This window comes from Streptosporangium sp. NPDC001681 (assembly GCF_040298085.1).
Classification (GTDB): domain Bacteria; phylum Actinomycetota; class Actinomycetes; order Streptosporangiales; family Streptosporangiaceae; genus Streptosporangium.
In genome coordinates this window covers 1-4,515 of the sequence record NZ_JBEOZN010000265.1, presented here as the reverse complement: position 1 = coordinate 4,515, position 4,515 = coordinate 1, and the positions used below count along the sequence as shown (strand labels likewise).

Sequence of the window (4,515 nt, the reverse complement as noted above, 5' to 3'; positions counted from 1 at the left end):
TGGCGGTGACGGACCGCGTTCAGGCCCTTGCCGCTATGGCGAACCCCGCCACTGGTAGTCGCGATGTTCGCGATCCCCAGGTCCACCCCCAAAAATCCGTCCGGGGTACGCACCGGCACGTCCGGCAGGTCGCAGGTGGCGATCAGGAACCACATGCCATCGCGATACACGAGGTCCGATTCGCCCTTGCGGTAGGCGGCCAACATCTGGAGCTGATCGGCCGAGGCGGTGAACGCCACGTTCCGGTAACACCTTTCGCGGGTCACCGGGCCGGGGAGGGCCTCCCCAGTTCCCGCCGTCACTATCGATACGTTCCGCGCCCCATACGCCGGGGAGTTCTTCGCGGCTGCAATTTCCAGGCTCTTCGCCGCTTCCATGGCCTTCACCCCGATCTCGAGGGGCTCGGCTCTCCCTTGTCCCGTCCGAAGACGGCTGAATAACAACGCCGCAGGCTTCACGTCATGCTACGGACCGCATCGTCGCTCCCCCTTACAGGGCTTTTGACGCTGGGCTTCGACCCCGCCCGTTTCCAGACGAAGCCGCCGGCCTGCTACCGGGCCTCCTGGCAGCTACCCGGACCGGACTCACACCGGCGCTTACGAACATGCAGATCAGCCGCTATGTCACGGCTCCAGTTCTACTGGGCGCACGAGATCACCTCATTGACAAGCTTGGGAAGAGCCTGAAAGGGTCTCGCGTACAACGAAGATCATCCTACGTTTTTTGGGTCTGACCATTCAGGGAGATCACGGTGATGCGGAAGAAGCCTCTTGCACTGACACTTGGCATGTCATTGCTCCTGTCCATGGGTGTAGTGGCTAACGCGTCCGCGACCAGCTTCGGCGAGGAGCGCTTCCAGCCGAGTGTCACCTACGATCTGTCGGTGACCGACGCCGAGCGCGACGCGATCCACGCGGAAGTCGAGGCGTTGGCTGGACGCGTCAACAGCGCGCGGGCGGGGGACGGCACCTACGACCCGCTCAGTCTGATCGGGGCGATGCTGGACGGGTCGAGCTACGACTCCATCTCCCGAGGCGGCACGGCCGCGACGGCGTACCCCTTCCCGGTCAGCAACACCGAAGCCAACCAGAAAGAGTACGACCGCAAGGTCGCCAAGCTCGCCTGGGTGGTCAAGCTGGCCACCGACCTGGGTTTCCCGGTGGTCGTCCAACGCCAGCCCGACAAGTACGTCTACGCGGAGATCGGTGACCCGGACGCCCCGGAGATGGTCATGGCGTTGAGCCACCTCGACTCGCCGACGGCTTCCGTTTCGCCAGCCCAGCTGGCGCGCTGGCGGAACGCCGATGGCAACCTCGGCACTCCTGGTGCGTACCACTCGCCCTATGTCCAGGACGGCTGGGTCTACGGGGCGGGCGTGCAGGACGACAGCGGCCCGACGCTGGCGACGCTGCTCGCGGCCAAGGCGCTGCTCGAGGCGGGGTTGCCCCTCGACCGACGCATCCGCATCGTCATGGGAATCTACGAAGACGGCGGTCCCGGCACGCCCTCGACGACGAACACCGCCACCTTCCAGTCCATCCCGTACAACTCGAACCCGAGCTTCTACGACAACTGGGCCTACAAGAACCTCAACCGGGAGGAGATCCCGATCGCGGCCTACACCTCCGACTCGCGGTTCCCGGTCATCGTCGGCAACTCCGGATCGGTGACCCCGTCGGTGTCGATGAGCTTGTCCGCAGACAGCACCAAGGCCTTCCGGCTGACGGATGCCACAGCCGGCGTCACCCTGCGTGAAGGCGATCCGACGCTCAAGGACATCGCCTACGGCAGCACCACGCAGATCGCCTCCCGGGCAATCTTCACCCTCGACGTGGCGGGGGCCGGCTCCGCCGAGCGCGACCGATTCGTAGCGGCGATCACCGCCGCCGCGACCACGAAGGGTTGGCTCCCGGCTGCTCCCCGCACCACCCCCAAGGTGCAGACCATGATCACCGGCGACTCGCTCACGCTGGAGATCAACACCGATGTGGCGATGGAGATGCCGACCCCGCAGTACGGCAAGAATGCCGTCGTGTGGGGGATGTTCCTCCTCTCCAAGGGACTCGGCGCACTGGGAACCACGGCCGCCGACATGCAATTGAAGAAAGCCGCCGACGGCATCGCCGACCTGTTCTTCCGCGACGGTGTCGAAGGCGAAGCCTATATCGGCAAGTACATGGGCATCCCGGCGAGCCTGTTGCGCAACCCGAGCAACGGCACCCCGAACCTGACCTTTGCCCTCATGGGAGGCATCAATTCGGAGACCCCGACGAGCTTTTACACGGACGCCTCCGGCAGCCTCAGCATGCCGATGTATGTGCGCAGCATGCACGTCACCGCGACTGACTCCAGCCAGGCAACGACGGCGGTCACGGCCGCCTTCCAGGCGAAGGGGTTCACCATCGGCAACCTCGGCTCGCCCGTCGGCGCCGGGTTGTACGTCACTCACGACAACCCGCTGACGGCTCTTCAGTTCGGGAGCTACCAAGCCTCGATCAACCGCAACCCGGAGAAGTTTGCGGATCCATATTCCCTCAGGGACGTGGTCTATCCGCAGGGCACGACCGGCGGCACCCTGGCCAGCAACTTCCGCAATAAGATGACCGCCTTCGGCGCGGTGATCCCGGGTAACGAGCGCTGGTGGCACACGGCCAACGAGCGGATGAAGGTCGACTCGGCAGTGCAGATGACCAAGATGATGGCCGATGGCATGCTGGAGATGGCCAGGTACTCCGGGCCCGCCGGTGCCAAGTTCATGTGGGCAAGCATCCCGGGGCTGAACTCCGACCGGGCGGACCTCGACCTGCTCGACGTCACGATCGGAACCTACAAGGACGCGTCGGCCGCTGTCGGCACGAGCCAGTTGGGCACCCAGGCCCTGCTCGGCGCCACCTCGTTCAACATCCCGATGTGGAACGGGCGCGGCAACTCGACTCCGACGGCCTCGGCTTTCGCACTGGGGCACGCCCCGGGAGGGGTCTACTTGCCCCTGACCGACACCGAGTACCTGAACACCACGTACGTGTCGCCGATGCGCTTGGAGTTCAAGGTGGAGCGCCCCGACTACATGTCGGATGCGGCTTGGGCGAAGTTCGTGGCCGGCGGCTACGGCGACTTCCAGTTCAACATTCTCGTCGGCGACGCGGTTGTGCCGCTGGCCGTTCCTGCGGGGCAGAGTGCGGACAAGTACTTCTCCTCGCGCATCTCGGCCAACAACCCCGACGCCATCTACCTGTCGGTCAACCTCGCGATCACCGATGCCCCGTACACCGGGGTGCAGGCCATCCTCGCGGATTCCAAGACGGACCTGTACACGGTCAATCCGACGTACTTGGCCTCAAACCCAGATCCGTTCCCCGGGCGCGGAGCCATCGAACAACGGGGCTTCTTCCTGTTCGGTGATGGGCACAAGAACGCGGAGTTCTCTTCGCCCGACGCGGTCTACGTGACAGTCGCCAACGCGGTCATCGATGCCAAGCCGTCGGCGGCGGTGAAGAAGTTGAAGGGCAACAAGAACGAGTTGACCATCACAGTGAAGCAGACCCACATCGACGGCAGCGAGTCTCCTGTGACGGCCACGTTCACCATCAACAACAACGCTGCCGACACTTACACCGTCGGCGATTACAAGATATACGTCGAAACCAAGGGCAACACCCAGGTGCGGTCGATCTCCATCGTGTGACGCGTGTGAACCGGAAGTTCAGCGCGCGCACGAGAGGGCATGCGCGGTGGCAGGATGCCTCGACTCGGGGTTTGCGGCCGCCGGGGTGCGAGGCACATTGACAACGGAGTGGAGCCATTGAGGTGATCTCAGCAGGATCGATCCGGACAGTTGGGATTTGATGTCGCCAGAGTGGTACTGCGACAGGAACCGGGATGGATCGCGATGCCGGTGAAATAGGCGTGGAGCTTTCGGTAGAAGAGGTCTCACCACAAGTCTTCTTCAGTCCAGAAAGCCCCACGTGATCACCTATCGTGCCACGCTCGACGTCCCACGGGAGCTGGTTTGCCACCTCTCCACGCTCCTGGCTGCCGAACACCGCCGATTGGGCGCCCGCAAGGGTTCTCGGGCGCTGACCTGTTTCGCACAGGCGGTGATGGGGCTGCGCTGGTTTCGCGACCGCACCGACCGGGCCGCCCTCGGCCGCGACCACGGCATCTCCCGCGCCACCGCCTACCGCTACATCGACGAGGTCATCGACGTCTTAGCCGATCAGGCGCCCGACCTGCACCAGGCATTGCGGCGCGCCACCGATGAGGGCCTCACCCACGTGATCCTGGACGGCACCGTCATCGCCACCGACCGCTGCCGAGAAAAGACCATCAGCGTCAAAGGCGAACCGATCGACGTGTGGTACTCCGGAAAGGCCCGCCACCACGGCGGTGCGCTACGCTCGGCGCCTTTTCGGCGCCGCTGCTAGTAGTGCTTTGTTAGGTGGTTAGGGCGGCCTTTGCTGGCAGGTGGGGCATCGGCCTGTCCAGGTGGCCAGAAGGGCCTGGAGCTCTTTGAGG

2 protein-coding genes and 1 pseudogene are annotated in these 4,515 nt (G+C 64.5%); 2 read left to right on the top strand and 1 reads right to left on the bottom strand.

The window, feature by feature from the left end:
- A pseudogene (locus ABT130_RS47110) lies at positions 1–377 on the bottom strand (hypothetical protein); the annotation flags it as partial.
- A gap of 377 nt (positions 378–754) precedes the next feature.
- Between ABT130_RS47110 and ABT130_RS47105 the strand changes: the two are divergent.
- Together ABT130_RS47105 and ABT130_RS47100 are read left to right on the top strand one after the other, a co-directional pair.
- Positions 755–3,685 carry a M20/M25/M40 family metallo-hydrolase gene (locus ABT130_RS47105; protein ID WP_350966424.1) on the top strand — a complete coding sequence of 977 codons (2,931 nt, stop codon included), beginning with the start codon at positions 755–757 and terminating at the stop codon, positions 3,683–3,685.
- A 280-nt stretch (positions 3,686–3,965) separates the two neighbouring features.
- Positions 3,966–4,424, top strand: a complete 459-nt coding sequence (locus ABT130_RS47100) for a hypothetical protein (protein ID WP_350966423.1) — start codon at positions 3,966–3,968, stop codon at positions 4,422–4,424.
- The last annotated feature ends 91 nt before the right edge of the window (positions 4,425–4,515 follow it).

Bases quoted from the DNA above. Each gene is read 5' to 3' on its own strand.
- ABT130_RS47105 (WP_350966424.1), top strand. From the start codon at position 755: ATGCGGAAGAAGCCTCTTGCACTGACACTTGGCATGTCATTGCTCCTG.